The 26,020-nt window shown below is 71.2% G+C and carries 22 protein-coding genes; 1 reads left to right on the top strand and 21 read right to left on the bottom strand.

Going from position 1 to position 26,020, the window contains the following annotated elements; all coding sequences use genetic code 11:
• Positions 1-14: 14 nt before the first annotated feature.
• From infB to rimP, 4 genes are all read right to left on the bottom strand, one after another.
• On the bottom strand, positions 15-3,047 hold the full coding sequence (gene infB / locus DJ017_RS20925; RefSeq protein ID WP_111527231.1) for a translation initiation factor IF-2: 3,033 nt from the start codon (positions 3,045-3,047) through the stop codon (positions 15-17).
• 89 nt (positions 3,048-3,136) lie between these two features.
• On the bottom strand, positions 3,137-3,763 hold the full coding sequence (locus DJ017_RS02535) for an RNA-binding protein (RefSeq protein WP_111527230.1): 627 nt from the start codon (positions 3,761-3,763) through the stop codon (positions 3,137-3,139).
• 113 nt (positions 3,764-3,876) lie between these two features.
• The gene (gene nusA, locus DJ017_RS02530) at positions 3,877-5,595 is read right to left on the bottom strand and encodes a transcription termination factor NusA (protein ID WP_111527229.1); all 1,719 of its coding nucleotides are present in this window, start codon (positions 5,593-5,595) and stop codon (positions 3,877-3,879) included.
• A gap of 12 nt (positions 5,596-5,607) precedes the next feature.
• Positions 5,608-6,141 (bottom strand): ribosome maturation factor RimP, encoded by a 534-nt coding sequence (rimP, locus tag DJ017_RS02525; protein ID WP_111527228.1) that lies wholly within the window; start codon positions 6,139-6,141, stop codon positions 5,608-5,610.
• A gap of 212 nt (positions 6,142-6,353) precedes the next feature.
• Here rimP and ppa point away from each other — a divergent pair, with 212 nt between their 5' ends.
• The gene (gene ppa, locus DJ017_RS02520) at positions 6,354-6,887 is read left to right on the top strand and encodes an inorganic diphosphatase (RefSeq protein WP_111527227.1); all 534 of its coding nucleotides are present in this window, start codon (positions 6,354-6,356) and stop codon (positions 6,885-6,887) included.
• Positions 6,888-6,921: 34 nt separating this feature from the next.
• Here ppa and trmB read toward each other — a convergent pair whose 3' ends face one another.
• The 17 genes from trmB to DJ017_RS02435 all read right to left on the bottom strand — a co-directional run bounded on the left by trmB (position 6,922) and on the right by DJ017_RS02435 (position 25,989).
• On the bottom strand, positions 6,922-7,599 hold the full coding sequence (trmB, locus tag DJ017_RS02515; RefSeq protein ID WP_111527226.1) for a tRNA (guanosine(46)-N7)-methyltransferase TrmB: 678 nt from the start codon (positions 7,597-7,599) through the stop codon (positions 6,922-6,924).
• A 169-nt stretch (positions 7,600-7,768) separates the two neighbouring features.
• Positions 7,769-8,989, bottom strand: a complete 1,221-nt coding sequence (gene metK / locus DJ017_RS02510) for a methionine adenosyltransferase (RefSeq protein WP_111527225.1) — start codon at positions 8,987-8,989, stop codon at positions 7,769-7,771.
• A 167-nt stretch (positions 8,990-9,156) separates the two neighbouring features.
• The gene (locus DJ017_RS02505; protein ID WP_111527224.1) at positions 9,157-9,570 is read right to left on the bottom strand and encodes a helix-turn-helix domain-containing protein; all 414 of its coding nucleotides are present in this window, start codon (positions 9,568-9,570) and stop codon (positions 9,157-9,159) included.
• 45 nt (positions 9,571-9,615) lie between these two features.
• On the bottom strand, positions 9,616-11,190 hold the full coding sequence (gene lnt, locus DJ017_RS02500; RefSeq protein ID WP_226999989.1) for an apolipoprotein N-acyltransferase: 1,575 nt from the start codon (positions 11,188-11,190) through the stop codon (positions 9,616-9,618).
• Between the two features lie 46 nt (positions 11,191-11,236).
• Positions 11,237-12,076 (bottom strand): hemolysin family protein, encoded by an 840-nt coding sequence (locus tag DJ017_RS02495; protein WP_226999988.1) that lies wholly within the window; start codon positions 12,074-12,076, stop codon positions 11,237-11,239.
• A 43-nt stretch (positions 12,077-12,119) separates the two neighbouring features.
• Positions 12,120-12,584 carry an rRNA maturation RNase YbeY gene (gene ybeY, locus DJ017_RS02490; RefSeq protein WP_165830504.1) on the bottom strand — a complete coding sequence of 155 codons (465 nt, stop codon included), beginning with the start codon at positions 12,582-12,584 and terminating at the stop codon, positions 12,120-12,122.
• On the bottom strand, positions 12,581-13,540 hold the full coding sequence (locus DJ017_RS02485; RefSeq protein ID WP_111527222.1) for a PhoH family protein: 960 nt from the start codon (positions 13,538-13,540) through the stop codon (positions 12,581-12,583). The genes ybeY and DJ017_RS02485 overlap by 4 nt, the downstream gene beginning before the upstream one ends.
• Before the next feature lie 10 nt (positions 13,541-13,550).
• Positions 13,551-14,906 carry a tRNA (N6-isopentenyl adenosine(37)-C2)-methylthiotransferase MiaB gene (gene miaB, locus DJ017_RS02480; RefSeq protein ID WP_111527221.1) on the bottom strand — a complete coding sequence of 452 codons (1,356 nt, stop codon included), beginning with the start codon at positions 14,904-14,906 and terminating at the stop codon, positions 13,551-13,553.
• Positions 14,906-15,277: a Fur family transcriptional regulator gene (locus DJ017_RS02475; RefSeq protein ID WP_111529936.1), complete on the bottom strand. Its 372-nt coding sequence runs from the start codon at positions 15,275-15,277 to the stop codon at positions 14,906-14,908. Before DJ017_RS02475 ends, miaB begins: the two co-directional genes overlap by 1 nt.
• A gap of 106 nt (positions 15,278-15,383) precedes the next feature.
• Entirely contained in the window at positions 15,384-15,842 is a 459-nt protein-coding gene (locus DJ017_RS02470; protein WP_111527220.1) for a GNAT family N-acetyltransferase, read from the bottom strand.
• Positions 15,839-16,504 (bottom strand): tRNA (adenosine(37)-N6)-threonylcarbamoyltransferase complex dimerization subunit type 1 TsaB, encoded by a 666-nt coding sequence (gene tsaB, locus DJ017_RS02465; protein ID WP_111529935.1) that lies wholly within the window; start codon positions 16,502-16,504, stop codon positions 15,839-15,841. Before tsaB ends, DJ017_RS02470 begins: the two co-directional genes overlap by 4 nt.
• Before the next feature lie 21 nt (positions 16,505-16,525).
• Complete coding sequence (locus tag DJ017_RS02460; protein WP_111527219.1) at positions 16,526-17,095, bottom strand: NifU family protein; 570 nt, start codon at positions 17,093-17,095, stop codon at positions 16,526-16,528.
• Positions 17,096-17,296: 201 nt separating this feature from the next.
• Positions 17,297-18,331: a tryptophan--tRNA ligase gene (gene trpS, locus DJ017_RS02455; RefSeq protein WP_111527218.1), complete on the bottom strand. Its 1,035-nt coding sequence runs from the start codon at positions 18,329-18,331 to the stop codon at positions 17,297-17,299.
• Between the two features lie 140 nt (positions 18,332-18,471).
• Positions 18,472-20,148, bottom strand: coding sequence for a murein biosynthesis integral membrane protein MurJ (gene murJ, locus DJ017_RS02450; RefSeq protein WP_264371476.1), 1,677 nt, complete (start codon positions 20,146-20,148; stop codon positions 18,472-18,474).
• Positions 20,149-20,201: 53 nt separating this feature from the next.
• Entirely contained in the window at positions 20,202-21,980 is a 1,779-nt protein-coding gene (locus tag DJ017_RS02445) for a DEAD/DEAH box helicase (RefSeq protein ID WP_111527217.1), read from the bottom strand.
• Between the two features lie 102 nt (positions 21,981-22,082).
• Positions 22,083-24,911: a [protein-PII] uridylyltransferase gene (locus tag DJ017_RS02440; protein WP_111527216.1), complete on the bottom strand. Its 2,829-nt coding sequence runs from the start codon at positions 24,909-24,911 to the stop codon at positions 22,083-22,085.
• A gap of 70 nt (positions 24,912-24,981) precedes the next feature.
• Positions 24,982-25,989, bottom strand: coding sequence for a YeiH family protein (locus DJ017_RS02435; RefSeq protein WP_111527215.1), 1,008 nt, complete (start codon positions 25,987-25,989; stop codon positions 24,982-24,984).
• Between the last annotated feature and the right edge of the window lie 31 nt (positions 25,990-26,020).

Below are 26,020 nucleotides of genomic sequence, written 5' to 3'. Positions count from 1 at the left end.
TCTGGACGGGGCGCTTACAGCGACCGCTTCACTTCCTCGAGGTTGAAGCACTCGATGACGTCGCCGGCCTTGATGTCCTGGAAGCCCTGGAACGCCATGCCGCATTCCTGGCCCGACTGGACCTCGTTGACCTCGTCCTTGAAGCGCTTGAGCGTCTGCAGGACGCCCAGTTCGAGCACGACCACGTCCTGGCGGACGATACGCACCCGCGCGCCCTTGCGGACCACGCCCTCGGTGACGCGGCAGCCCGCGACCTTGCCCACCTTGGTGATGTCGAAGACCTGCAGGACTTCGGCGTTGCCGAGGAAGGTTTCGCGCTGGATCGGCGCCAGCATGCCCGAGAGCACGCCTTTGATGTCGTCGATCAGGTCGTAGATGATCGCGTAGTAGCGGATCTCGACGCCTTCGCGCTCGGCCAGGTCGCGCGCCTGCTTGGAGGCGCGGACGTTGAAGCCGAGGATCGGCGCGCCGGCGCCCTTGGCCAGCAGCACGTCGCTCTCGTTGATCGCGCCGGCGCCGGAGAGGATCACGCGGGCGCGGACCTCGTCGGTGGCCAGCTTGTCGAGCGAGCCGACGATGGCTTCGGCCGAACCCTGGACGTCCGCCTTGATGAGCACCGGCAGCTCGGAGACCTTCTTGTCGGCGAGCTTGGCCATCATGTCGGCCAGCGAGGCGCCCAGCGCAGGCGCGCCGGTCTTCTCGCGCTTCTGACGCTGGCGGTACTCGGTGATCTCGCGGGCGCGGGCCTCGTTCTCGACGACCGCGAAGGGCTCGCCGGGATCGGGGGTGCCGTCGAGGCCGAGGATCTCGACCGGGGTCGAGGGACCGGCTTCGTCGAGCTGTTCGTTGCGCTCGTTCAGCAGGGCGCGGACACGGCCCCAGTTAGCGCCGGCGACGACGATGTCGCCGCGCTTCAGGGTGCCGCGCTTGACCAGAACGGTGGCCACCGCGCCGCGGCCGCGGTCGAGCTGGGACTCGATGACGATGCCGTCGGAGGTGCGGTTCGGGTTGGCCTTCAGGTCGAGCACCTCGGCCTGCAGGAGGATGGCCTCCACCAGGTCGTCGAGGCCCATCTTCTGGGTCGCGGAGACCTCGACCGCCTGGGTGTCGCCGCCCAGGCTCTCGACCACGATCTCGTGCTGCAGCAGCTCGTTGATCACGCGGGTCGGGTCGGCGTCCGGCTTATCGATCTTGTTGATCGCCACGATGATCGGCGCGCCGGCCGCCCGGGCGTGCTGGATCGCCTCGATGGTCTGCGGCATGACGCCGTCGTCCGCCGCCACCACCAGGATGACGATGTCGGTGGCGTTGGCGCCGCGCATCCGCATGGCCGAGAAGGCTGCGTGGCCAGGGGTGTCGAGGAAGGTGACCCGCTGGCCGCCTTCCAGACGCACCTGATAGGCGCCGATGTGCTGGGTGATGCCGCCGTGCTCGCCCGACACCACGTCGGTGGAGCGCAGGGCGTCGAGCAGGCTGGTCTTGCCGTGGTCGACGTGGCCCATGACGGTGACGACCGGCGGGCGTGGCTCCATGGCCTCGTCCACGTCCTCGGCGCCGATGAAGCCTTCTTCGACGTCGGCCTCGGACACGCGCTTCACGGTGTGGCCGAACTCGGTGGCCACCAGCTCGGCGGTGTCGTTGTCGATCACGTCGTTGATCTTCAGCATCACGCCCTGACGCATCAGGAACTTGATGATCTCGACGCCGCGCACGGCCATCCGGTTGGCCAGCTCGGCCACCGTGATGACGTCCGGGATGACCACTTCGCGGGCCACGCGCGCCTGTTCCTGGACGCCGCCCTTGCGCTTCTCACGCTCGCGTTCGCGGGCGCGGCGCACGGAGGCCAGGGAGCGCATCCGCTCGGCGCTGCCCTCGTCGCCGCCGGCCACCGCCTGGATGGTCAGGCGGCCTTCGCGGCGCTGAGGGGCGCCGCGGACGCGGCTGATCGCCTTGCTCGGCGCGGCCTTGCGGCGATCGTCCTCGGTGTCGTCGGGACGGCGGTCGAGGTTGGCCGAGCCGGGGCGCGGCGCCTGGCGGGCGGCGCGCTGGATCTCGGGGGTGGCGGGCGGAGAGGCGGCGCCGATGCGCGGCGGACGCGGACCGCCCGGACGGCCGTCGCCGCGCGGGCCGGCCGGCCGCGGGGCCAGGGCCGAATAGCGGACGGTGCCTTCGGGACGCGGGCCGCCTTCGGCGCGCTGCGGACGGTCGCCGCCCGGACGCGGGCCGCGATCGTCGCGCGGCGGCCGCGGGCCGCGGTCGTCGTCGCGCCGCGGGGCGCGCTGGTTGAAGGTCGCGCCTTCGAAGCGGGCCGACGGCCGCTCAGGCCGATAGGTCGTCGTGGAGGCCCGGTCGTCCCGACGGTCGGGCGAGGGCTGGTAGGTGCGGGTCTGGCCCGATGAGGACGCGGCGGGGCGAGGCGCCTCGCTACGGGGGGCCTCGCTGCGGGGAGCCTCCGCACGCGGAGCTTCGGGCCGCGGAGCCTCGGCGCGCGGCGCTTCCGGAGCGCGGGCGGCCGGCGCTTCGACCGGCGGCGGCGCCGCGGGCGGCGCTGCTTGCGGCGCAGGTGCGGCGGCCGGAGCCTCGGCGGCCGGCTGCTGGGCGGCGGCGGCCTGCTGAGCGGCGGCGCGGGCGGCGGCCGCGCGGGCTTCCGCCTCGGCGCGGGCGCGCTCTTCGGCGGCCCGGCGGTCGGCGGCCTGGCGCTCCTGCTGCTGGCGCGCGAGCTCGATGGCGCGCTGGCGGGCGGCGCGCTCTTCAGCCGAGAGGCCGTCGTTCGGCTGCGGTCCGCGCGGCGCCTGCTGCGTCGGGGCCGGACCCGGGCGGGTCTCCTGCACGCGGCGCTCGGCCGAGGACGGCGCGGCGAGGTTGCCGGCCGGCTGGGTGTGCGTGCGCGGACGTTTGGTCTCGACGACCACCGTCTTCGAACGGCCGTGGCTGAAGCTCTGCCTCACCGTGCCGGCGCTGACCGATCCCGCCCCACGGGGCTTGAGGGTCAGAGGCGGACGTCCACCCGGGGTGGGACCGCGGCCATTGTTGTTGTCGTCGCTCATTCGCTCGCTTTACTCACCGACCGGGCGGTCCCGGCCAACAGATCGAAATTCCAATGCCGGCGTCCGGGACTTTGGTCCCGGTTCGCCATTCAAGGCTCCTCGCGCCAACTCTCAGGAAGGAGCGGGCAGAAGCCCGACAACCGATGGACGTCCTGCGCCCAGCGTTCGGCGGCTCGCCCCGCAAGGAAGGCGGTGTGTATCACATTCTCCAGTCCCAAGGCCAAACCCAATTCCGCCGCCGTGAAGACGCCGATCAGGCCCGGGACCCTGGGCTGCTTGCGGGCCATGGCCCAGAGCTTGCGGCGGCCGTCGTGGGCGCCGTCCGACGCCTCGATCAGCCACGCGGTTTTCTGGGAGGTGATGGCCTGGGAAACCTTTTCGAATCCTGAGGTAAGCTCGCCCGCCTTCCGTGCAAGGCCCAAGCCGGCCAAAAGACGGCGTTTCAGCAGGATTTCGACCTGTGTCGCGAGGTCGCCCGGCGGGGCCAGCTTGGCCTTGGCGGCGCGGGAGAAGAGGTTCTTCTTCGCCGCGGCTTCCACCGAGGCGCGGTCGGCCGCGACCCACAGTCCCCGGCCCGGCAGCTTGCGGGCGAGATCCGGCGTGACCAAACCGTCGGGCCCGGCGACGAAGCGGATCAGCGCCTCCTCCTCCATCACCTCGCCGGAGACGATGTCGCGCCGTTCGCGGTCTGCTGCAGCTTTCGTCTCGGCGGCCACTTCGGCTTCGAACCCCGCAAAATGCGAAAGACACGAAGCCGGGGGACGGCCCCGCCTTCGTGCCTTCACAGGTCTCAACTCACGACCGGGCCTTTCGGGCCAGGCCGCACGCGTCAGGCGTCGCGCGCCTCGCCTTCCATCTCGGCCTCGGCATAGGCCTCGGTGTCCTCGATGGCGGCCTCGTCGCCGAGTTCCTCACCGAGGTCTTCCTCGGGCTCGGGCTCCGGCGGCGCCTCGACCCAGCCCATGGCCACGCGGGCGCGCATGATCAGCAGCTCGGCGTCGGCCGGATCCAGGCCGAAGCTCTCGAGGATGCCCGGCTCGCGGACGCGCTCGCCGTTCTTGCTCTCGTACCAGCCGCGCAGGTCGTCCGGCACCAGGCCGGCGAGGTCCTCCACGGTCTTCACGTCGCCTTCGCCGAGGGCCACGGCCATCGGCAGGGTGACGCCCTCGATCTCCAGAAGGCCGTCCTCGACGCCCAGCTCGCGGCGCTTGGCGTCGTACTCGGCGGCTTCCTTCTCCAGGTAGTCGCGGGCGCGGGCCTGGATCTCCTCGGCGGTGTCCTCGTCGAAGCCTTCGATGGCCGCGATCTCCGAGGGCTCGACGTAGGCGACGTCCTCGACCGAGGCGAAGCCTTCGGTGACCAGCAGCTGGGCGATCACCTCGTCCACGTCCAGGGCTTCCTGGAACAGGGCCGTGCGCTCGGTGAACTCGCGCTGGCGGCGCTCGCTCTCCTGGCTCTCGGTGATGATGTCGATCTGCCAGCCGGTCAGCTGGCTCGCCAGACGGACGTTCTGGCCGCGGCGGCCGATGGCCAGCGACAGCTGCTCGTCCGGCACGACCACTTCGACGCGGTTGTCTTCCTCGTCCATGACGACCTTGGAGACTTCCGCCGGCGCCAGGGCGTTGACGATGAAGGTGGGATCGTCCGGCGACCACTGGATGATGTCGATCTTCTCGCCCTGCAGCTCGGCCACGACCGCCTGCACGCGCGAACCGCGCATGCCGACGCAGGCGCCCACGGGATCGATCGAGCTGTCGTTGGAGACCACCGCCATCTTGGCGCGGCTGCCCGGGTCGCGGGCCACGGCGCGGATCTCGATGACCCCGTCGTAGACCTCCGGCACTTCCTGCGCGAACAGCTTGGCCATGAAGCCGCCGTGGGCGCGGCTGAGCAGGATCTGCGGGCCCTTGGTCTCGCGGCGGACGTCGTAGATGTAGCAGCGGATCCGGTCGCCGATGTTGAAGTTCTCGCGCGGGATCGACTGGTCGCGGCGCATGATGCCCTCGCCGCGGCCCAGGTCGACGATGACGTTGCCGTATTCGACGCGCTTGACGACGCCGTTCACGATCTCGCCGACGCGGTCCTTGAACTCCTCGTGCTGGCGCTCGCGCTCAGCCTCGCGGACCTTGCCCATCACCACCTGGCGGGCCATCTGGGTCTGCACCCGGCCGAACTCGAAGGGCGGCAGGGTCTCCTCGTAGGTCTTGCCCACGAAGGCGTCCTTGTCGGTGCGCTTGGCGTCGGCCAGGCGGATGATGCCCGCCGGCTCCTCGAAGGGCAGCTCGTTGCCTTCCTCGTCGAACCCGCCGCCGAAGGTGGCCTCGTCGTCCACCACCGTGACCACGCGCTTGATGGTGGTCTCGCCGGTCTTGGGATCGATGTGCACGCGGATGTCGTGCTCGGCGCCATAGCGGGCGCGGGCGCCCTTCTGGATGGCGTCCTCGATCGCCTCGATGACGATCTCCTTGTCGATCGCCTTCTCGCGGGCCACGGCCTCGGCGATCTGCAGAAGCTCAAGCCGGTTGGCGGAAATGCCGGTCAGGCTCATGGGATTTGCCTCTTACTCGGTGTCTTGTTGTTGCAGTCGGGCGGCCCGGGATTGGGCGCCGCGTTTCATCAGCTCGTCGGTCATCACCAGCTTGGCTTCGACGATCCAGGCGAAGGGGATGAGGGTGGTCTCCTCCTCGCCTTCCAGGTCGATGGCGATGTTGTCGCCGTCGACGCCCGCCAGCACGCCGCGGAAGCGCTTGCGGCCCTCGGCCAGGCGGTCGAGCTCGAGGCGCGCCTCGTAGCCCTCGTAGGTCTCGAAATCTTCCTTGCGGGTCAGCGGGCGGTCGACGCCTGGCGAGGAGACTTCCAGGGTGTATTCGCCGGCGATCGGATCGGCGGCGTCCATCACCTCGGAGATGGCGCGCGACAGCTTGGCGCAGTCCTCGATCAGCATCTCGCCGTTGGCGTCTTCGGCCATGATCTGCAGGCGGCGCTTCTCGGACCCGCCCATCAGGCGCAGCCGGACGATGCCGTAGCCCGCGGCCTCGGCCACGGGGTCGAGCAGCTCCAGCAGTCTTGCGTCCTCGGCGGTCTTCCCGCGCATGAGCTTGGCCGTCCTCCGGCAAAGAAAAAAGCGGCCGGGCCGGGGCCCGCCGCTTGAAAGCGCCATCCAGCGCGATCAGCGATGTTGTGGGGAATATAGGCCGGCCGCGCGCCTTTGTCAGCCCTCATTGCGTGGACCCCTTTCCTCAGGCGTGCGGATGGTCCAGAGAGCGCGCCTCTTTGTGTGTCCCTCTTCAGAAGGTCATCCTCCCCATGGACCTCTCCAAGATTCCCGTCGGGCAGAACCCGCCCTACGACGTCAACGCGGTCATCGAGATCCCGCAGGGCGGCGAGCCGGTGAAGTACGAGCTCGACAAGGAAAGCGGCGCCATGTTCGTCGACCGCTTCCTGCACACCGCCATGTTCTATCCGGGCAACTACGGCTTCATCCCGCACACCCTCGCCGACGACGGCGATCCGATGGACATCATGGTGGTGGGGCCGACGCCGGTGGCGCCCGGCGTGATCATCCGCTGCCGTCCCATCGGCGCCCTGATCATGCGCGACGAGGCGGGCGGCGATGAGAAGATCCTCGCCGTGCCGGTGGACAAGCTGCACCCCTATTACGGCGGCGTGGATTCCTGGCGGGCCCTGCCCTCGATCGTCACCGAGCAGATCGCGCACTTCTTCAAGCACTACAAGGACCTGGAGAAGGGCAAGAGCGTCGAGATCGTGCGCTGGGCCGACGCCGAGGAAGCCGGCGACCTGATCCGCCAGTCGATCGAGCGCTACGCCGCCGAGGCGTGAGGGTGGGCCGATGCTCCCCCTCGGGGGAGCATCGTCAGGCCCGCTCGAAATCCAGGAACACCGGGGCGCAGTCGCCCAGGCGCTTTTCCTCATAGCGGGTGGTGACGTGGTCGGCCGGGCGCTTGCGCCAGTCGTCCGCGCGGTCGGCCCTCCAGCGGAAGGCGGGATTGGCCAGGATCCGCTCCAGGGCCCAGTCCACATAGTGGGCGACATCCGAGGCGAAGCGCAGGCGCCCGCCCGGCTTCAGCACACGGGCCAGCTCGGCGACGGTCTCGGCCTGGATCAGTCGCCGCTTGTGGTGGCGCGCCTTGGGCCAGGGATCGGGGAACAGCACGAACACGCGCTCGACGCTGGCGTCGGGCAGGCGGGCCAGGAGCTCGCGGGCGTCGCCGTCCTGGACGCGGACGTTGGTCAGGCCCTGCTCGTCGATGTGGCGCAGGGCGCTCGCCACCCCGTTCTGGAAGGGCTCGGCGCCGATAACCAGCACGTCGGGACGGCGGGCCGCCTGGGTGGCCATGTGCTCGCCGCCGCCGAAGCCGATCTCCAGCCAGCAGGCGCGGGCCTGCGGGGCCAGCGCCTTGGGATCGAAGGGCTCCTGCGGCGCCCGGATCCGGGGCAGCAGGCTGTCCAGCAGCGCGGCCTGCCGCGGCTTGATCGGCCGCGACTTGATGCGGCCGTAGGTGCGCAGGGCGGGGTGAGCTTCGTCGGACATCGTCAGCCAACTACCACGTGTCATCCCGGTTTTGGCGCAGCCAAGGACCGGGACCCACGACGTCGATGATCCAGGCCTGAATGAGACGACGCCGCGGGGCGTCTCCGAAATCCGGCGCGATGGGTCCCGGACAAGCCGCTCTGGCGGCTTTCCGGGATGACACCCAGGCTTACGCCAGGCCGCGCAGCTGGTCGACGAGGTCCGTGCGCTCCCAGGAGAAGCCGCCCTCGTTGTCGGGCTGGCGGCCGAAGTGGCCGTAGGCCGCGGTGCGGGCGTAGATCGGGCGATTGAGGCCGAGGTGCTCGCGGATGGCCCGCGGCGTGGCGCCGCCGATCATCTCCGGCAGGGCGATCTCGAGCTTGGCCGGGTCGATCTCGCCGGTCTCGTGCAGGTCGACATAGAAGCTCAGCGGCTGGGCGACGCCGATCGCATAGCTGATCTGGATCGTGCACTTCTTGGCCAGGCCCGCGGCGACAACGTTCTTCGCCAGGTAGCGGCAGGCGTAGGCGGCCGAGCGGTCCACCTTGGTCGGATCCTTGCCAGAGAAGGCGCCGCCGCCGTGCGGCGCCGCGCCGCCGTAGGTGTCGACGATGATCTTGCGGCCGGTGAGGCCGGCGTCGCCGTCCGGACCGCCGATCTCGAAGCGGCCCGTCGGGTTGACGTGCCACTTGGTCTTCTTGGTGATCAGTCCCTCGGGGAAGACGCTCTCCACATAGGGGCGGATCTCGGCCATCAGCCGCTTGGGCGTGCAGCTGTGCAGGCCGATGCGCTTCTTGTGCTGGGTCGAGACGACGATCTGCAGCACCTCGACCGGGCGGCCGTTCTCGTAGCGCAGGGTGACCTGGCTCTTGGCGTCGGGCTCGAGCACGTGGCACTCGCCGGAGTGACGCACCTCGGCCAGCTTGCGCAGGATGTCGTGCGAGTACTGCAGCGTCGCCGGCATCAGCGCGGGGGTCTCGTCACAGGCGTAGCCGAACATGATGCCCTGGTCGCCGGCGCCCTCGTCCTTCTTCTCGGAGGCGTCGACACCCTGGGCGATGTGCTGGGACTGTTCGTGCAGGTAGCAGGCGTACTTGGCCTTGGCCCAGTGGAAGCCCTTCTGCTCGTAGCCGATGTCCTTCACCGCCTGGCGCACCTTCGGCTCCAGGCTCTTCACGATCTCCTTGGTGAGGGCCTTGTTCTCGGCCTTCGAGGCGCCCGGCCGGCCGGCGCGGACTTCGCCGGCCAGGACGATGCGGTTGGTCGTCACCAGGGTCTCGCAGGCGACGCGCGCCTCCGGCTCGACGCTCAGGAAGGCGTCGACCACGGTGTCGGAGATCCGATCGGCGACCTTGTCCGGGTGACCCTCGGACACGCTCTCGGAGGTGAAGATGTAGTTGGAACGGCTCAAGCGCTCTCTCCGGAAATCACGGCCGCGCGCGCCCGGATTCGCTCCGGGGGGCGGCCGTCTAACGAGGTCGCAAAGCCTATAAAGAAGTCTTTATGTCCCGCCAAGCGCGGCCGAATGCGCCGACGCGGAAATGGGGCCCGACGTCGGGCCCGCTCAAGCCGCCGCGTTCAGGCCTCGACGCTTTCCGGCTCTTCCACCAGCGCCCGCACCAGCTCCAGCACCTTGCGGCGCAGGCGGGCGCTTTCGATGCGCGGGAAGGTGGCGGCGAGCTCCAGGCCCTCGGGCGTCAGCAGGAAGTCCTGCATGCTCTCCCGCGGCAGGTGCTCGGCGCCCATCTCGAGCAGGCCCTCATAGAAGTAGGCGATGTTGGTGCGCAGCGCCTGCGACAGCTCCCACAGCTTCGAGGCGCTGACCCGGTTGGCCGCGCGCTCGTATTTCTGGATCTGCTGGAAGGTCAGGCCCACCGCCTCGGCGAGCCGCTCCTGGCTGATGCCCAGTTCCTTCCGGCGCATCCGGATGCGCAGGCCCACGTGCCGATCCACAGGGTTCGGCCCGCGGTCGAGTTCAACAAGCTTGTCCATGCCCCCTCCGTAGCGGCGCTTCTAAGGAGGCGATTTACGCCGCTGTCAATCGACCATCGGTCGCTGAAAGCGGTTCGCAACGATCACCAGCGCCGACAGAACGAGCATCAGGGCGAAGCCGGTGTCGCCGAAACGGGCGTAGAGGGTGGGCCTGAGCGCCGGCGGCAGGCGCGCGTCGATGACCCCGAGCTCGCCGAGTCCGAGCCGCGCCCCGGATTGGGTACGGCCGAAGGCGTCGATCACCGCCGAGACGCCGGTCGGCGTCGCCCGTACGATCGGCAGGCCTTCCTCGATGGCCCGGTAGCTCGCCATGTTGAGGTGCTGCAGCGGGCCGCTCGTGCGGCCGAACCAGGCGTCGTTGGAGACATTCAGGATCCATGCCGGGCGCAGGCCCGAGCGGACGGCGGCGGCGCGGGTGAAGCCGGGGAACAGGGCCTCGTAGCAGATCAGCGGCTGGACCGCCGGCACGCCCCAGGGCGTCACCGGTTTGGGCTCCGGCCCGGCGGTGAAGTCGTCGGGCATGTGCACGAGGCTGCGGAAGCCCACCTTGGTGGCGAGCTTGCCCAGCGGCATGTACTCGCCGAACGGCACCAGCCGGTACTTGTCGTAGATCGCCGTGACCCTCAGCCCCTCGGCCTCGCGGCGGAAGGCGATCAGGCTGTTGAAGTAGAGGTAGTCGGTCTCGCCCGGCCGGGCCTCGGCGCGGTTGGCGCCCATCAGCAGTGTCTGGCCGGGATCCAACGCATCGCGCAGGCGCGGTCCATAGGGCGAGCCCGGCGACACCAGCTCGTCGATCACCGCGGGCAGGGCGCCTTCGGGCCAGACGACGATGTCGGGATGGGCGGGCCCGGCCTTGCGGGACAGGCTGACGTAGGTCTCGAAAATGGAGGCCAGGTTCTCCGGCTTCCACTTGTCCTTCTGGTCGATGTCGGCCTGGACCACGCGGATCAGCGGGGCGCCCGGCGCGGGCGTCGGGGCCTGGGAGATGCGGATCGCGCCATAGGCGTAGAGCAGGCCGACGAAGCCGGCGATGACGGCGGCGGTGATCGCCTTCTCCGCCCGGCTGGTCCGGTCCAGCAGCAGGGCCGGCGCGGCGCCCAGCGCCAGCGTCAGCCAGCTCAGGCCATAGGCGCCCACCAGGCTGGCGGCCTGCGATGGCGCCGAGCCGGCCCGCCAGGCCTCGCCCGGCAGGTCCCAGGGAAAGCCGGTGAGCACGTGGCCGCGCAGCCATTCCAGCAGCGCGAAGCAGCCGGCGAAGACGAGGACGCGGGCGGTGTTGTTGCGCGCCGCCAGCCGATAGGCGAGGCCGGCCGCACCCCAGAACAGGGCGAGGCCTCCGGCCATCAACGGCAGGGCGATGGGGGCCATCCAGGCCTGGTTCTTGGCGTCGACGAAGAACGGCTCGACGATCCACCAGCAGCCGACGCCGAAGTAGCCGACGCCGGCCAGCCAGCCGCGCAGGAACGCCGAGCGCAGCGGGCGCTCGCCCACCGCATCCAGCAGCCCCATCAGCAGGGCGTAGCCAAGCAGGCCCGGCAGGACCCCGAACGGCGGATGGGCCAGGGCCGCGGCCAGGCCCGCGCACAGCGACCAGAGGCGAAGGGCCCAAGGTCGGCGCAATGCGGGCCGGGGCGATGGAGGAAGCGGCTGCGTCAACGGCTCAGGATCAGGTTTCTGAGGCGGCCACGGCCGAGCGGCGCACGCGCACCCGCTTCACCCGCCGCGGATCGGCCGACAGCACCTCGATCAGATAGCCGCCCGGGTGAGCGATGGTCTCGCGCCGCTGCGGCACCCGTCCGGCCAGGGCGTTGACGAGGCCCGCCACGGTGTCGATCTCCTCGTCGAGGTCGGGCGGGGCGAGATCGACCCCCTCGCCGAGGGCGGCTTCCAGGTCCTCGAGCGAGGCGCGCCCGTCCACCAGCCAGCCGCCGTCGTCGCTGGCGATGCCGCCGGCGACCTCGTCCTCGGCCTCGTCGTGCTCGTCGGAGATGTCGCCGACCAGCTTCTCCAGCAGGTCCTCCAGCGTCACCAGGCCGTCGGTGCCGCCGAATTCGTCGATCACCAGGGCCATGTGGGTCCGCTTGGCGCGCATCTGCGCCAGGAGGTCCGAAGCCGGCATGGAGCCCGGCACGTAGAGCACCTCGCGCAGCAGGTGCCGCCGGCCCTGCAGCACCTTGTCCTCGGGCTTCGGCCGCCGCGCCGGCTTGGCGGCCAGCAGCTTGAAGACGTCCTTCACGTGGACGACGCCGCAGGGCTCGTCGAGGGTCTCCTTGTAGACCGGCATCCGGCTGTGCTCGGCCTCCACGAAGCGGTCGACCAGCTCGGCGAAGGTGCAGCCCCTCTCGATGGCGACGATGTCGGCGCGGGGCTTCATCACGTCGTCGACGGTCAGGTCGTCGAAGGCGCGCGCCTGGCTCACCAGCTCCTCGGCGGCGGCGTCGGACGGCTCGTCGGCGGCGTGGTGCGCCTCGGGCTCGCGCCCGCGGAATCGGTCGAACAGACCCATCAGACCCCGTCGTCGGGGCGGATCGGATCGACTGGACGGGTCGTCAGTCATGGTCTCCCTCGCCGGCCGCGTAGGGATCGGGAATCCCCAGTCTGGCCAGGACCACACGCTCGAGGCCCTCCATGTCGGCGGCCTCCTCATCGGTCATGTGGTCGTATCCTAGAAGGTGGAGCACCCCGTGCGCCACCAGATGCTGCAGATGATGGGCCAGCGGCTTGCCCTGTTCGGCGGCCTCGCGGGCGCAGGTCTCGTAGGCCAGGGCGACATCGCCCAGATGCTGTTCCGGATTCGGCGGCGCCGGGAAGGACAGGACGTTGGTCGGCTTGTCCTTGTCGCGGAACTGGGCGTTCAGCGCCCGCACCGCCTCGTCGTCGGTGAGCAGCACGACGAGGTTGCGGTCCGTCAGGCGCTCCTCGGCGAGGACCGCCTCGGCGACGGCGCGCGTCAGGGCCTCGGCGTCGGCCAGGGCCGCCGTCCAGGCCGCAGCCTCGATCTCCACGTCGATCAAAAGCTGCGTCCGCGCTTGGCCGCGTCGGCGTCGTAGGCCCGGACGATCCGCTCGACCAGCGGGTGGCGGACCACGTCCTCGGCCGAGAAACGGACCACGCCGATGCCCTTCACGTCCTCGAGCAGGCCCACGGCATGGGCGAGGCCGCTGTCCTGCGGATTGACGAGGTCGATCTGGGTCGGGTCGCCGGTCACCACCATCCGCGCGCCTTCGCCGAGGCGCGTCAGCACCATCTTCATCTGCAGCCGCGTGGCGTTCTGCGCCTCGTCGACGATGATGTAGGCGTGGCTCAGGGTGCGCCCGCGCAGGAAGGCGATCGGCGCCACCTCGATCTCGCCCTTCTCCCGGCGACGGCGCAACTGCTCGGCGCCGAGGATGTCGGTCAGCGCCTCCCAGACCGGGGCCATGTAGGGGTCGACCTTCTCGGTCAGGTCGCCGGGCAGGAAGCCGAGCCGCTCACCCGCCTCGACGGCCGGGCGCGAGACGATCAGCCGGTCGACCTCGCCGCGCAGCAACAGGCCCGCGCCGTGCGCCACCGCGAGGAAGGTCTTGCCCGTGCCGGCCGGGCCGAGCCCGAAGGTCAGGTCGCACTTGGCGAGCGCCTGGAGATAGTTGGCCTGGGCCGCCGTCTTGGGCGCCACCTGGCCGCGCCGGCCGACCGGCAGGCCGCCGGCCGAAGCGCCTCCTGGGCCGCCGGACTTCGCCTGGCCGATGGCGACGCGCACGTCCGCCTCGGCGATCTCCAGCCCCTGGTCGGCCCGCTCGGCGATGGTCTGCACCGCCTTCTTGGCCTGGGCCCGGGCTTTGGAGTCGCCCTGCACGGACACCCCGCCGCCGGGCGTCTCCAGGAGCACCCCGAAGGCGTCCTCGATCAGGGCGGCATGGCGTGAATTGGCGCCGGCCACCGCGCGCACCGCGGCGTCCGACAGGTGGATGAACTCGGGCGCGCGGCTCAAGTCGGGTTCCTCAAGCGGTCTCCAGTTCCAGCACGCCGGCCAGGCTGTTCCTGGCTGCGCTGTCGACACGCACCGGAACGATCTGGCCGAGCAGGCGATCCGGGGCGGTGGCGTGGACGGCCTGGAGGTAGGGGCTGCGGCCGATCAGCTGGCCCGGATGACGGCCCGCCTTCTCGAACAGCACCGGCAGGACCCTGCCTTCCTGGCTCAGGTTGAAGGCCGCCTGCTGCTCTTCCAGGAGGGCCTGGAGCCGCGCCAGCCGCTCGTCCTTCACCGCCTCGGCGATCTGGCCCTGCATGGCCGCGGCCGGGGTGCCCGGGCGGCGCGAGTACTTGAAGGAGAACGCCGAGGCGTAGCCCACCTCGCGGATGAGCTGCAGGGTGGCCTCGAAGTCCGCGTCCCGCTCGCCGGGGAAGCCGACGATGAAGTCGCCGCTGATGGCGATGTCCGGCCGCGCGGCGCGGATCTTATCGATCAGGCGCAGGTAGCTCTCGGCGGTGTGCGCCCGGTTCATCGCCTTCAGCACCTTGTCCGAGCCGGACTGCACCGGCAGATGCAGATAGGGCATCAGCTCTTCCACCTCGCCGTGGGCGGCGATCAGCGCCTCGTCCATGTCGCGCGGGTGGCTGGTGGTGTAGCGGATGCGGTCCAGGCCATCGATCCTGGCCAGCCGGCGGACCAGGGCGGCGAGCCCGCCCCCCTTTTCGTCGTCCGGCGCTGCGTAGGCGTTGACGTTCTGGCCCAGCAGGGTGACCTCGCGCACGCCCTTCTCCGCCAGCGCCCGGGCTTCCGCCTCGATGGCCTCGGCCGGGCGCGACCACTCCGCGCCGCGGGTGTAGGGCACCACGCAGAAGGTGCAGAACTTGTCGCAACCCTCCTGCACCGTCAGGAAGGCCGTGACGCCGGTCGGCCGGCGCTCGGTCGGCAGGGCGTCGAACTTCTCGTCGGCCGCGAAGTCGGCGGCCAGCCGCTCGCCGCGGGCGCGGTGGGCGCGGGCGATCAGCTCGGGCAGCTGGTGATAGGACTGCGGCCCGACCACGAGGTCCACCGCAGGCTGGCGGCGCATGATTTCCTCGCCCTCCGCCTGGGCGACGCAGCCGGCGACCGCGATGGTCATCTCTGCGCCCTCGCCGGCGCGCGCCTGCTTCATCAGCTTCAGTTGGCCAAGCTCGGAATAGACCTTCTCGGTGGCCTTCTCGCGGATATGGCAGGTGTTCAGCACCACGAGGTCCGCGGCCGCGGGATCCTCGGTCACGCCATAGCCCAGCGGCGCCAGCACGTCGGCCATCCGCTCGCTGTCGTAGACGTTCATCTGACAGCCGTAGGTCTTGATGTAGAGGCGCTTGGTCGCCGCGGGATCGGACATCAGTCTTCCAGGGGAACGCCGAACAGCTCGAGCCGGTGGTCGATCAGCCGATAGCCGAGGCGTCGGGCGATCGCTTCCTGCAGGGCCTCGATCTCGGGGTCCGAGAACTCCATCACCTTGCCGGTCTTCATGTCGATCAGGTGGTCGTGGTGGACCTCAGGCTGCTCCTCATAGCGCGAGCGCCCGTCTCGGAAGTCGAGCCGGTTGATGATCCCGGCCTCCTCGAACAGGCGCACCGTCCGATAGACCGTGGCGATCGAGATGTGCGGGTCGATGGCGTGGGCGCGGCGGTGCAGCTCCTCGACGTCCGGATGGTCGTGCGCGTCGGACAGCACCCGGGCGATCACCCGGCGCTGCTCGGTCATGCGCATGCCCTTGTCGACGCAGAGCTTCTCGATACGGTCCGGCAAAAGGGGCTCCTGAAATACGTTCGGCGGCTAAAATAAGGTCAAGTGGACGTGACGTTAAGCGGGGGTGTTAAGCCGGGGTGTTGAGATCGAGGCGCATGACCAGGGCGTCGATCATGCCCTCGGCTCCGCGATCGTAGTAGCGCTTGCGCAATCCGGCGCGACGGAATCCGAGGCCGGCATAGAGGGCGCCGGCCCCGTCGTTGTCCACCGCCACCTCGAGGAAACAGGCCTCGGCGCCGGCTTGCCGGGCAACGCCCAGGGCCGCGGTCATCAGCGCCTTGGCGACTCCGAGCCGGCGGGCTTCGGGCCGCACGCCGACGGTCAGCACCTCCATCTCGCCGGCCGCGATGCGGCTGAGGATCACGCCCAGCGGCCGGTCCTCGTCGTCGACAGCGAGGAAGCCGAACACCCCGTCGCCCTCGAGCAGGTCCTCGAAGTCCTCCTCGCGCCAGGAGTCGGCGAAGGCGCCGGCGTGCGCCTGCGCCATACCGGCGGCCTCGGTGGCGGTGGCGCGGATCAGCTTCATGCGGCGGGATTGTCCCGGGCGCTGGCCGGCAGCTTGGCGTCGGGCGCGCGCAGATAGAGCGGGCGAAGGGGCGAGGGCGCGCGGGCGGCGCCCAGGCGCGCCACCTTGCGGGCGTCGCAGCCCTCGGCGGCGATCACCGGCGCGCCGGTGATCATCGGCGCCAGCAGGGCCGCGCCGGAGCCGACCAGGGTCGGGGTGCGGCCGCCGGCGATCTCGGCCAGGCGCGCGGCGGCGGTGTCGATGTGCAGGGCGTCGGGCGCCATCAGGGCGTGGCCGTCCTCGAAGGCCTGCAGGTAGATCTGGTCGCGGCGGGCGTCGATGGCGGCGAACACCAGGCCGGGCGCCTCGGCGGCCAGCGCCTCGAGCGTGCCGACGCCCGCCGCGCCGATGGAGAGCGAGGCCGCCAGGCCCTTGGCGAAGGCGACGCCGACGCGCAGGCCGGTGAAGGAGCCGGGGCCGACGGTCACGGCGATCCGCTCCAGGGCGCCAAAGGCGAGCCCGGCGTCGGCCATCACCGCCTGGGCCATGGGCGCCAGCCGCTCCTGGTGGCCGCGGGCCATCACCTCCGCCCCGTAGGCGAGCACGCGCCCGCCGCCCCCCGCCTCGGTGTCGAGGACGGCGACGGAGCAGCTCGAAAGGCAGGTATCGAGTCCGAGGACGATCACGCCCGCCCGATAGCGGGTCTAGAGCGTCTGTTCCACCCGTGTGACCTCGGGAACGTAGTGCTTGAGCATGTTCTCGACGCCGGCGCGCAGGGTGGCGGTGGACGACGGACAGCCCGAGCAGGCCCCGCGCATGTTGAGCCAGACAACCCCGGTCTCAACGTCGAAGCGGCTGAACAGGATGTCACCGCCGTCCTGGGCCACCGCCGGGCGGATGCGGGTGTCAAGCAGGTCCTTGATCTCGGCGACGATCTGGGCGGTCTCGCCCTCGTAGACGCCCTCGTCATGGCCGACCGCCTCGCCCTCTCCCGCGAACAACGGCTTTCCGGAGGAGAAATGATCCATGATGGCCGCCAGGATCGGCGCCTTCAGGTGCGACCAGTCGTGGGTCTCGGCCTTGCCGACGGTCAGGAAGTCGGGGCCGAAGAAGACGCGGGTGACGCCCTCCAGCCCGAACAGTTCGGCCGCCAGAGGCGCGGCGGCGGCCTCCTCGGCGCTACGGAAGTCGCGGCTGCCCTCGCCCATCACCTCGCGGCCGGGCAGGAACTTGAGGACTTCGGGGTTCGGGGTCGCTTCGGTCTGGATGAACATGGGCAAGATGTGAGGGCAGGCGGCGCGCCTTGCAAGCGCGCCAAACGCCTCTCCCCTCGCCGAGCGAGGGGAGAGGGTAGGATGAGGGGCGGCTGGGCCAGCTCCCGATGACGCCTCAAGGGCCCTCGGGCGGGCATCCGGTGCGAACCGACTGCACGAGCCGGCCCCCACCCTGCCCTCTCCCGCACGCGGGAGAGGCGATCAGCCGGCCCAGAAGCCGACGATCTTGCGCACCTCGGCCATGGTCGGGGCGGCGATCTCGCGGGCGCGGGCGGCGCCCTCGGCCAGGACCCGGTCGATCTCGGCGGGGTCGCCCAGCAGCCGGCGCATCTCGCCGCCGATCGGGCCGAGCTTCTCCACGGCGAGGTCGGCGAGCTTGGGCTTGAACACCCCGAAGCCCTGGCCGGCGAATTCGCCCAGCACCTGTTCGGAGGTCATCTCCGCCAGCGCCGCATAGATGCCCACCAGGTTCTCGGCCTCGGGCCGCTCCTTCAGTTCCTCCAGCGTCGCCGGAAGCGGCTCCGGATCGGTGCGCGCCTTGCGGATCTTCTGGGCGATGGCGTCGGCGTCGTCGGTCAGGTTGATGCGCGAGTAGTCCGACGGATCGGACTTCGACATCTTCGCCTTGCCGTCGCGCAGGCTCATGATCCGCGCCCCGGGCCCCTGGATCAGCGGGTCGGGCAGGGGGAAGTAGTTCGGCACGCCGAAGTCGTGGTTGAACTTGCCGGCGATGTCGCGGGTCAGCTCCAGGTGCTGCTTCTGGTCCTCGCCCACCGGCACGTGGGTGGCCTTGTAGATCAGGATGTCGGCCGCCTGGAGCACCGGATAGGTGTAGAGCCCGACGCTCGCCCGCTCCTTGTGCTTGCCGGATTTCTCCTTGAACTGGGTCATCCGGTCGAGCCAGCCGAGGCGGGCGACGCAGTTGAACACCCAGGCGAGCTCGGCGTGCTCGGGCACGCCGGACTGGGCGAAGATGCTGGCGACCTTGGGGTCGAGGCCGGTGGCCAGGTAGGCGGCGGCGATCTCGCGCACCTGCTGCTTCAGCTTCGCCGGGTCCTGCCACACGGTGATGGCGTGGTAGTCGGCCACGAAGATGAAGGTCGGCGTCTCGTGCTGCAGCTTGGCGAACTTGGCGAGGGCGCCGAGATAGTTGCCCAGGTGCAGGTCGCCCGACGGCTGGACGCCGGAGAGCACGCGCTTGGGGCCCGCGTAGGGGGCCGGAGCTTGGTCGGTCATGATGGGATCGGCTTCTGGTACGAACGGACGTGCGGGGGCAAGCCCCCGTTTCGGATCAGGGGTTCGGGCCTAGGCCCGCCATCGCCAGCTGCTGGTCGTCCGGAGCGCCATGATGGCTGCGATCTAGTCCCAGGCCTGGCCTAGGGCAAGTCCGCCGGACCTTCCGGCGCCGCGCCCTTGCGCCGCCGCAGCGCCGCCTTGGCCTCGGTGAGGGTCAGGCCGCCGACGGCGAACAGCAGCAGCGGATAGATCGCCCCGGCCGCTATCACCACGACGACGATGGCCAGCTCCTTGCCGTGCACCGGGCCGAAGGCGATCGCCGAGAGCACGTGCTCGATGGCGCCGCGGAAGTGGGAGGCGAGGCCCAGCAGGCCGCCGAGCACGACGCTGGCGATAAGGATGCGCAGCACCCGCGACACCGCCCGCGCGCTCGGGGTGTAGTGGTCGCGGCGATGCAGCTCCCAGGCCATCATGATGACGTTCAGCCACCAGGCGACCGCGGTGGCCGCGGCGATCCCGGCGACGCCGATCAGGTGGAACAGGGTGACGCCGACACCGATGTTCACCCCCACCGTGATCAGGCCGTAACGCATCGGCGTCTTGGTGTCCTGGTGGGCGAAGAAGGCGCGATTGAAGATCTGCGCCAGGACGAAGGCCGGCACGCCCCAGCCGTAGTGCATCAGCGCCGCCGCCGTCTGGTGGGCGTCGGCGGTGGTGAATTCGCCGCGGGTGTAGAGGGCGTCGATCATGAAGAACGGGATCGAGGCGAGCGCGGCCGCGGCCGGCAGGCACAGCGCCAGGGCGAAGACGATCGCCTGGTCCATGGCGGCGCGGGTGGCGGGCTTGTCGTCGGCGCTGGCGGCCCGCGAGAGCTGCGGCAGCAGGGCGACGCCGATGGCCACGCCCACGAGGCCCTGGGGCAGCTGGTAGAGACGGTCGCACACCGCCAGCCAGGTCCGCGCGCCGTTCACCTGGCTGACCAGGATGCCCGAGACGAAGATGTTGATCTGGGTGGCGCTGGCGGCGATGGCGCCCGGCACCGCCAGCATGATCAGCTTCTTGATGTCCGGCGTCAGCCGCGGCCAGCGGAAGCCGACATGGGCCCCTGTCCGCTTGCAGCCCCACCAGAGCAGGGCCGCCTGGCTGATGCCGGCGAAGATCACCCCCACCGAGGCCCACTCCGCCGCCTGGACCGGCGTCTTGGTCGGCAGCACGGCGACCAGGGTCCAGAGGTTCAGCAGGATCGGCGCCGAGGCCGACAGGATGAAACGGTTGCGCGCGTTCAGCACGCCGGACAGGTGGGCGTAGATCGCCATGCACGGCAGGTAGGGCATGGTGATCATGGTCAGGATCACCGCCAGGTGGAACTTCTGCGGGTTGGCCGCGAAGCCCGGCGCGATCAGGTACATCAGCCAGGGCATGGTCAGCTCGGCCAGCACGGTGATCGCGATGGTCGCGGCGGCCAGGACGGCCATGGCGTCGGCGGCCAGCACGTCGGCCACTTCTTCGCCGTCCTTCTCCAGGCTGCGCGAATAGGCGGGCACGAAAGCCGCGGCGAAGGCGCCCTCGGCGAAGATCCGCCGGAACAGGTTCGGGAACGCCGCGGCGGTGTTGAAGGCGTCGGCCGCGAAGGTGGCGCTCGCGCCCATGGCGTAGGTGACCGCCAGGTCGCGGAAGAAGCCCATGAACCGGCTGATCAGGGTGAAGCCGGAATAGACCATCGACGAGCGGATCAGTCCGCCCGGCTTGGCCGGAGCTGGCTTGGCGGCGGCGCGCTTGGCGGCGGGCTGGTTCACGGGAATCGGCGTCTCGGTCACGGGCGCAGGCTAGCGTGCGCCGCGGGGGCGCGCGCGCTGCAAATTAGCGCGGGTCAGCCGTTGGCCTTGCGCCGCTTGGGCTTCTTGCGCAGCGGCGGACCATCGCCGGGCGGCGGGCCCTTGCGGGGGCCGGGCCGCGCATTGCGGGGCGGGCCGGATCGCGTCTGCGGCGCTGCGCCGCGCGGCGCCTTCGGGCCCGGGGCGCCCGCCGGCTCGACCCGCATGTCGCCGGCCTCGCGCGCGGCCTTGATCGCCTCGCGGAAGCGCGGCTCGGCCTCGGGCGAGATCTCGAACTTGGTCTCGCGGTCGAAGATGCGGATCTCGCCGATGTCCTTCTTGGTCACGTGGCCGACCCGGCAGATCAGCGGCACGAGCCACTTGGGATCGGCGTTGTTGCTGCGGCCGACCGCCATGCGGAACCAGGCGCCGCCGCCCACGGCGTGGTCGGCGGAGGCGCGGCGCTCGGGCCGTTCGGAGCGTTCGGCCCGCGGACGCTCGCCGCGCGGCGGCGGCGGCGCGCCGCCACCCTCGTCGAACAGCTCCTCCGGTTCGGGCAGGCGGGCGCGGTAGAGGCGCACCAGGGCCGCGGCCACCGCCTGGGGCGTGCTGCCGGCCAGGATGCGCTCGGCCAGGGCCTGGTCCTCGGGCGAGGCGGGCTCGGTCAGGGCCGGATCTGCCAGCAGCCGCTCCTCGTCCTTGGCGCGGATCTCCTCGGCCAGGGGCGGCCCGGACCACTGGGCCTCGATGGCGGCGGTGTCGAGCAGACGCTGGACCAGGCGCTGCTTCTGGTAGGGCGCGAGGATCACCGAGACGCCCTTGCGGCCGGCCCGGCCGGTGCGGCCGCTGCGGTGGAGAAGGGTCGCCTTGTTGGCCGGCAGGTCGGCGTGGATCACGAGGCCGAGGTCGGGCAGGTCGAGGCCCCGGGCGGCCACGTCCGTGGCGACGCAGGCGCGCGCATGGCCGTCGCGCAGGGCCTGGAGCGCGTCGCTGCGCTCCTTCTGGGAGAGCTCGCCCGACAGGGCCACGACCGGGAAGCCGCGCTCGCGCAGCGCCCCGTAGAGCTGGCGCACCCGCTCGCGCGTGGCGCAGAACACCAGGGCGCCGGGGGATTCGAAGTAGCGCAGCAGGTTGACGACGGCGTGCTCGACGTCGTTGGGCGCGACCCGCACGACCCGGTACTCGATATCGCCGTGGGCTTCGTCGCGACGCGTGGTGTCGATGCGCTCGGCGTCGCGCTGATAGCGGCGCGCCAGGGCGGCGATATCCTTGGCGATGGTCGCCGAGAACAGCAGGGTCCGCCGCTCGGCGGGCGTGGAATCGAGGATTTCCTCCAGGTCTTCCCGGAAGCCGAGGTCGAGCATCTCGTCGGCCTCGTCGAGGACCACGACGCGCAGGGCCGACAGGTCGAGGTTCCCCCGCTCCAGGTGGTCGCGCAGGCGCCCGGGCGTGCCGACCACGACGTGGCAGCCGGCCTGCAGGCCGCGCTGCTCGCGCCGCGCATCGGTGCCGCCGACGCAGGTCTCCACCCGCACCCCCGCCTCGGCGTACAGCCACGCCAGCTCGCGGCTCACCTGCATGGCGAGTTCGCGGGTGGGCGCGATGACGAGGCCCAGCGGCGCCCCGGGCGCGCCGAAGCGCTCGGCCCCGCCGAGCAGCGGGCCGGCGGCGGCGAGGCCGAAGGCGACGGTCTTGCCCGAGCCGGTCTGGGCGCTGACCAGCAGGTCGCGGTCGGCCTCGGCGGCGAGGACGGCGGCCTGCACGGGCGTGGGCTCGGAGTAGCCCTGCGCGGCGAGCGCGCGGGCCAGCGCCGGGTGGGTCTGCGGAAACGGCATCGAAAATCCTTCGCCCGTCAGGAAAAACGCGGACGGTCGCGCCTTGGATCGGAGCGGCGCGCCGAATGCAAGCTCCGAGATGAGGGCGCGCGGCCCTTCGGCTCAGCGCGCGACGCTGGCGCGCGCCCGTTGCAGGTTGGCGCGGCGGCCCTGCGCCTGCTCATCCTCCGGCTCGGCCAGGGCCGCCAGGACCGCGGCCTTGACCGCGTTGCGCTTGCGCGCGTCCCCGAGCTTCTGCCCTGCGGCGTCGACCACATAGAAGGCGTCCACCGCCCGCTCGCCATAGCCGTCGATGTGCGCCGAGACGATGGAGAGCCCGGCGTCGGACAGGGTCTTGGCGAGGGCCGCCAGCAGGCCCGGTCGGTCGCGTCCCGAGGCCTCGACCACGGTCGCGGTCTCCGAGGCGTCGTTGTCGAAGGTGACGGTGGGGGTGATGTCGAAGGCGGCGCTGCGGCCGAGATCGCCGGGCCGCCGCGTCTCGCGCGCAGTGGGCTCGCCGCGGGCGGCGGCCTCCAGCGCCTGGATCAGCCGCTCCAGGGCGCGCGGATCGTGCACGCCATAGGGCTCACCCGCCGCGTCCTGCACATTGAAGACGTCGAGCGCCTGGCCGGTGCGCGAGGTGAAGACCCGCGCCCCCACCACGTTGCCGCCGAAGCCGGTGATCGCCGCGGACAGGTCGACGAACAGGCGCGGGCGGTCGGCGGCCGCGACCGCCACCTCCGCCGCATTCCGCTCGGGCCGGACCCGCCCTTCGGCGGCCGCCCCGCCACCGGCCTGCGCCTTGCGCGCCAGACGGCCGTGCGACAGCACCTCGGCCTCGGTGAAGGCGGTGAAGTAGGCGTCCTCCATGGCGTCGGCCCAGGCCTCGGCCGCCGGGTCGATCTTGGCGAGGGCCACGCGGGCGTCGTAGGCGGCGTTCTCGAGATAGCGCCGCAGGGCCTGGGCCGCGCCTTCCGAGCCGCGCCCGCCGCGGAACACCGCCTCTGTGGCGTGGTAGAGCTCGCGCATCAGCTGGCCCTTCCAGCCGTTCCAGACGCCCGGTCCCACCGCCCGGATGTCGGCCACGGTCAGCACTTCCAGGAGGCGCAGGCGCTCGGGCGTCTCCACGATCCGGGCGAAGTCGGCGACGGTGCGTGGGTCGGAGACGTCCCGCTTCTGGGCGAAGTCGCTCATGACCAGGTGGTGCTCCACCAGCCAGGCGACGAGCTCGATCTTCGAGCGGTCCAGTCCCAGCCGCTCGCAGGCCTGGCGCGCTGCCCGCGCGCCGGCCTTCTCCTGGCCGCCGGCCCCGCCCTTGCCGGTGTCGTGCAGCAGCATGGCCAGGAAGAGGGCTTCCTTGTCGGCGATCAGCGGCAGGATCGAGGTCGCCAGCGGGTGGTCCTCGGCGAAGCGCCCGGCCGCGATGTCGGCGATCACCCCGACGGCGCGCAGCGTGTGCTCGTCCACCGTGTACGAGTGGTACATGTTGAACTGCATCTGCGCGACGATGCGGCCGAACTCCGGGATGAACCGGCCGAGCACGCCGGCTTCGGTCATCAGGGTCAGGGTCCGCTGCGGGTCGCGCCCGCGCGCCAGGATATCGAGGAAGACCTTGGCCGCGTGATGGTCGCGGCGCACTGGCGAGGTGATCAGGCCGGCCGCCCGGGTCGCGGCGGTGAAGGCGTCCGGGTGCAGGTCGAGATTGCGCTCGTCGGCGATCTTGAACAGCCGCAGCAGGTTGACCGGATCGCGCTCGAAGACCTCGACCCCGTCCACGTCGAGGCGCCCGCCGACCTCGTGGAAGCCGGGCACGTCCAGCGGCTTGCGCCTGTGCTTGCGGTTGTTGATCAGCCGCGAGAGGCCGCGCGGCTCGCTCTTCACCCGCTCGGCCTCGAGCTTGGCGGCGAACACGCGGGTCAGCGCCCCGACCTCCTTGGCGAACAGGAAGTAGCGCCGCATGAACCGCTCGACGGCGGGATTGTCGCCGCGGTCGCCATAGCCCATCCGCCGGGCGATCTCCGGCTGCAGATCGAAGGTCAGCCGCTCCTCGGGCCGGCCGGTGGTGAAGTGCAGATGGCAGCGCACCGCCCACAGGAAGTCGAACGCCCGGATGAACGCCCGTACTTCGCGGCCGGTGAACATCTCCAGCTGCATGACCTTCTCGATCGGCTGCCCCGGATGCAGGTACTGCGCGATCCAGAACAGGGTGTTGAGGTCGCGCAGGCCGCCCTTGCCCTCCTTGACGTTGGGCTCGACCATGTAGCGGCTGGCGCCGGCGCGGTTGTGGCGCTCGTCCCGCTCCTTCAGCTTGGCGGCGACGAACTCGGCGCCCGTGCCCTTCACCACCTCGGCCTGGAAGCGCTTGATCAGCTCGTCGGCGAGGGCCTCGTCGCCGGTCAGGCGCCGGGCCTCGAGGATCGAGGTGCGGATCGTGAAGTCCTCGCGGGAGAGCTTGATGCACTCCTCGACCGTGCGCGAGGCGTGGCCGACTTTGAAGCCCAGGTCCCACAGGGCGTAGAGCATGTACTCGATCACGCTCTCGACGTGGGCCGTCTGCTTGTAGGGGCGCAGGAAGAGCAGGTCGATGTCGCTGAACGGCGCGAGGGTGCCGCGGCCGTAGCCGCCCACCGCCATGAGGGCCAGGCGCTCGCCCTCGGTCGGGTTGCGGGCCCGGAACACGTGGACGGTGGTGAAATCGTAGAGCGCCGAGACCACCTCGTCGGTGACGCCGGACAAGAGGCGCGCGGTCTCGATGCCGCCGGCCCCATTCTCCAGACGCTCCTTGGCGATCATCCGCCCGCGGAACAGGGCGTCCTTGAGGATCTTCAGCGCGGCCTTGCGCTGGCCGGTCTCGTCGCCAAGGTGCTCGAGCGCGGCGGCCGACAGCTGGGCGCGCAGGCGCACGCCGTCGACGACGTATTCCAGGCGGGTGGGGCGCAGGCGGGGCGGCATGGCTCGTCCCGAGATATAGGGGAGTTTCGGCCCAAGCGCATGGGTTTGGCGCAAGAGCCGACGCCGCGGATCAGGCGATCGCCAGGAACTTGATCAATCCGAGCGCCAGGAGGGTGATCAGCGCCAAGGACAGCAGCACCACGCCCGTGACGCTCGGCCCGGCCCGGGCGACGTCCTTGAGGTCGACGCCCAGGCCGAGGCCCGCCATGGCCACGACGGTCAGCTGGCCGGCCGCCTCGGCGGTGGGCCGGAGGGCGGCGTGCGGGATCAGGTCGGCCGAGCGGGCGGCCGCCAGGGCCAGGAAGCTCAGCACGAACCACGGCGCGACCTGGCCGATCTTCGGCCCGTGGCGGGCGGCGCGCTCGCCGCGGCCGTAGAGCCAGGCCAGCACCAGGAGGATCGGCCCGAGCGTCAGCACCCGCACCAGTTTGACAAGGGCTCCGACCTGGGTGGCGAGGGCGCCGGCCGGCGCGGTGGCGGCCAGCACCTGCGGCACGGCATAGACGGTCAGGCCCGCCAGCACCCCGAAGGCCTTCGGCGGCAGGTGCAGCGCCTGGGCCAGCAGCGGCAGGGCCAGCACCACGGCGACGCCGAGGACGGCGGTGAAGGCGATGGAGGCGGCGACCTCCTCGCCCTCGGCCTCGATCACGGGGGCCACGGCGGCGATCGCCGAGTTGCCGCAGATCGAGTTGCCGCAGGCCACCAGGGTCGCCATCCGCGGCGCGAGCCCGAAGGCGCGGCCCACGAGGTAGCTGCCGGCCACCGCGGCGGCGACCAGCGCGAGCGTCCCGCCGAGCAGGCCCGGCCCCATCGACAGGATCGCCTGGGCGCTCACCGTCGCGCCCAGCAGGGCGACGGCCACTTCGAGCAGGGTCTTGGCGGAGAACTGGACGCCCGGGGCGAAGCGCTCCCCCGGCCGCCAGGCGGTGCGCACCGCGGTCCCGATCAGGATCGCCAGCACCAGCGCTTCGAGCGGCGGGCGCCCGAACAGGTGTTGCTCCAGCGCAGCCGCGCCCAGCGCCGCGCCGGCGACGGCAAGGCTCAGGGCAAGACCGGGAAGGAGGCGAAGCGGGGCCATGGCGGCAGAGTCGCGCCAGGGTCGAAACAAC

Source organism: Phenylobacterium soli (assembly GCF_003254475.1).
In the GTDB taxonomy this organism is placed as follows: Bacteria; Pseudomonadota; Alphaproteobacteria; order Caulobacterales; family Caulobacteraceae; genus Phenylobacterium; species Phenylobacterium soli.
This window is presented reverse-complemented; position numbering and strand designations above follow the sequence as displayed.

Bases quoted from the DNA above. Each gene is read 5' to 3' on its own strand.
- trpS (WP_111527218.1), bottom strand. From the start codon at position 18,331: ATGACCGACCAAGCTCCGGCCCCCTACGCGGGCCCCAAGCGCGTGCTC.
- DJ017_RS02505 (WP_111527224.1), bottom strand. From the start codon at position 9,570: ATGGACAAGCTTGTTGAACTCGACCGCGGGCCGAACCCTGTGGATCGG.
- DJ017_RS02440 (WP_111527216.1), bottom strand. From the start codon at position 24,911: ATGCCGCCCCGCCTGCGCCCCACCCGCCTGGAATACGTCGTCGACGGC.
- DJ017_RS02470 (WP_111527220.1), bottom strand. From the start codon at position 15,842: ATGAAGCTGATCCGCGCCACCGCCACCGAGGCCGCCGGTATGGCGCAG.
- DJ017_RS02460 (WP_111527219.1), bottom strand. From the start codon at position 17,095: ATGTTCATCCAGACCGAAGCGACCCCGAACCCCGAAGTCCTCAAGTTC.
- ppa (WP_111527227.1), top strand. From the start codon at position 6,354: ATGGACCTCTCCAAGATTCCCGTCGGGCAGAACCCGCCCTACGACGTC.
- miaB (WP_111527221.1), bottom strand. From the start codon at position 14,906: ATGTCCGATCCCGCGGCGACCAAGCGCCTCTACATCAAGACCTACGGC.
- DJ017_RS02445 (WP_111527217.1), bottom strand. From the start codon at position 21,980: ATGCCGTTTCCGCAGACCCACCCGGCGCTGGCCCGCGCGCTCGCCGCG.
- DJ017_RS02475 (WP_111529936.1), bottom strand. From the start codon at position 15,277: ATGCGCATGACCGAGCAGCGCCGGGTGATCGCCCGGGTGCTGTCCGAC.
- infB (WP_111527231.1), bottom strand. From the start codon at position 3,047: ATGAGCGACGACAACAACAATGGCCGCGGTCCCACCCCGGGTGGACGT.
- DJ017_RS02435 (WP_111527215.1), bottom strand. From the start codon at position 25,989: ATGGCCCCGCTTCGCCTCCTTCCCGGTCTTGCCCTGAGCCTTGCCGTC.
- nusA (WP_111527229.1), bottom strand. From the start codon at position 5,595: ATGAGCCTGACCGGCATTTCCGCCAACCGGCTTGAGCTTCTGCAGATC.
- rimP (WP_111527228.1), bottom strand. From the start codon at position 6,141: ATGCGCGGGAAGACCGCCGAGGACGCAAGACTGCTGGAGCTGCTCGAC.
- trmB (WP_111527226.1), bottom strand. From the start codon at position 7,599: ATGTCCGACGAAGCTCACCCCGCCCTGCGCACCTACGGCCGCATCAAG.
- DJ017_RS02495 (WP_226999988.1), bottom strand. From the start codon at position 12,076: ATGGGTCTGTTCGACCGATTCCGCGGGCGCGAGCCCGAGGCGCACCAC.